This is a genomic window from Herbaspirillum sp. B65 (assembly GCF_000333555.1).
Classification (GTDB): domain Bacteria; phylum Pseudomonadota; class Gammaproteobacteria; order Burkholderiales; family Burkholderiaceae_D; genus Herbaspirillum; species Herbaspirillum rubrisubalbicans.
The window spans coordinates 1-1,838 of record NZ_BADI01000442.1 but is presented as its reverse complement, the minus strand read 5'-3'; the positions used below and the strand labels follow the sequence as shown (position 1 = coordinate 1,838).

The 1,838-nt window shown below is 56.7% G+C and carries 2 protein-coding genes; both read left to right on the top strand.

Annotated elements, in window-relative coordinates; genetic code table 11:
• Positions 1 to 293, top strand: a 293-nt coding sequence (locus I5W_RS10570) for an EAL domain-containing protein (protein WP_044529189.1), incomplete at its 5' end; no start/stop codon positions are given.
• An 877-nt stretch (positions 294 to 1,170) separates the two neighbouring features.
• Positions 1,171 to 1,764 carry a hypothetical protein gene (locus I5W_RS10565; protein WP_044529188.1) on the top strand — a complete coding sequence of 198 codons (594 nt, stop codon included), beginning with the start codon at positions 1,171 to 1,173 and terminating at the stop codon, positions 1,762 to 1,764.
• Positions 1,765 to 1,838 lie beyond the last annotated feature (74 nt).

Genomic DNA, 1,838 nt, shown 5'->3' with positions numbered 1-1,838 from the left:
ATGCTCCGCCGCATCCGGTACTGGGCTGCATCATCGACATGGCCAAGAAGCTTGGGCTGAAGATCGTCGCCGAAGGCGTGGAGACCGTCGCGCAGGCCCGCTACCTGGAACAGGCCGGCGTGGATTATGCCCAGGGCTGGTATTACTCGCAGCCCATGCTCGGGGTGGAATTCGCCCGCTATTGTGCTGCTCCGGTGACCAGGCCGGCTGCATTGTCGCCGTGCCTGGATGAGTTGTTGGTCACGCCCGTCGGGGTGGATGCATCGGCGGCTTCCTGGATTTCCGTGGCGTGAGGAAGGATGGCTGTCGGAGATGTGTTGACGTCTTTTGTGTCATGAATAGCTTTCAGATTGCATCATCGAAGATAGTATTTTGCCTGCACCATCGGACAGTTTCGGGGGCGTCATCGATTCGATAAAGTTAGTTTTGCATCTCTGTCCATGGTCTAGCGGAGATGCTGTCACCAGTGCTGACTTCCTGTCGGATTACCAGGTGGCGAATGGCACCAATCTCCCCTCGTATCCGACATGGTTCGAGGGGAGTTCTATTTTTGGAATCCAACTGTGAAGAAGACTTCAACAGGTTTTCGGATTCCTTCATATCGCCGGATCAGGTCTGGAAATTGATTGCCTTGGTCCTGTCGCATCTGCTTTTCTCTGCGCGTCTACAACAGTGCAAATCTTGTCCGAATTAAATCGTCATTTACTAAGTTTTTGACGACAAAAAAATCTGGAATGCACTAAAGGACAATTAAATATTTATATATTTTCAAACATCATAGGCTCCATTGACGATCTGCCGCAGCGCCGAATTCCGGACGCGATTTCCCTCGGTAGTTGCCCGCTTGCGCTGGCGCGACGATGCACTATCGATGACCTGAATTCCTGATTGTTTGGGGTATCGCGCGACGCATCGTCGGAGGGGTTCTCTCCCGCTTTTCGCTCTCACTGTCGATCAAGCCGAGTACGTCCTGAAGATGCAGCCTCGACAGCCCTTCCCGTGAAGGAAGGTCGATCGTCGCCACTGATACCAACCCAAACGAATCGCCATGAGAAAGCACATTCATTCACATTCCAGTTCACCGTGCGTTGCGCTAACTTGCCCGCTGGCCCAGCGGGTCGGCGTGCAGCCCGGCGGCCAGCGTCTTGTCTTCATGCCGGGAGCAGGTCGATGAGCGAACTGGCGTCTTCCTTGTCGTGGGCGGTGATGACCGCGGCCCGGCGCCAAGGTGTGGTGATCGACAGTGTGCGCCTGGATGCAGCCATTGCTACTGCCATGGGCAAGAACGGCAGTGCCGCCATCGATCTTCAGGTTTTATGCACTGCCCTGAGCCTGCCCAAGGCGCAACAATCAGACGTCCCGGAGCGCGCCCAGCTCCCCATGCTGGGCGTGGTCAACGAGCGCGGCTGGGGCATCATCGTCGACCAGCGGCCCGATGGGCGTTGGATCTTCATCAGCGAAGAAGGCCATGCCCTCATCAGCGACAGTGACCTGATCGACGGTGCCTACCGACTTGACTTCGCCGCGCTGGGCGCCAAGGACGGGCAGAACGGTTTCGAGCGTGTCTTCAAGGAAGCCCTGGCCGAGTTCCGTCCCATCATTCTCGAAGTGGTCATCGCCTCGGTAGTGATGAGCATCATCGCGCTGGGTGCATCGATCTTTTCCATGCAGGTCTACGATCGCGTCATTCCTACCCACGGCGTGGCCACGCTCATCGTACTGGCCATCGGCGTATCGCTGGCCATCCTGTTCGAATGGGCATGAAGTTCGCCCGTTCGCACATCATGGACAGCGTCGTCTCGGGACTGGATGCAAGCTTTCGCAAGCACTCTTCGAGC

Bases quoted from the DNA above. Each gene is read 5' to 3' on its own strand.
- I5W_RS10565 (WP_044529188.1), top strand. From the start codon at position 1,171: ATGAGCGAACTGGCGTCTTCCTTGTCGTGGGCGGTGATGACCGCGGCC.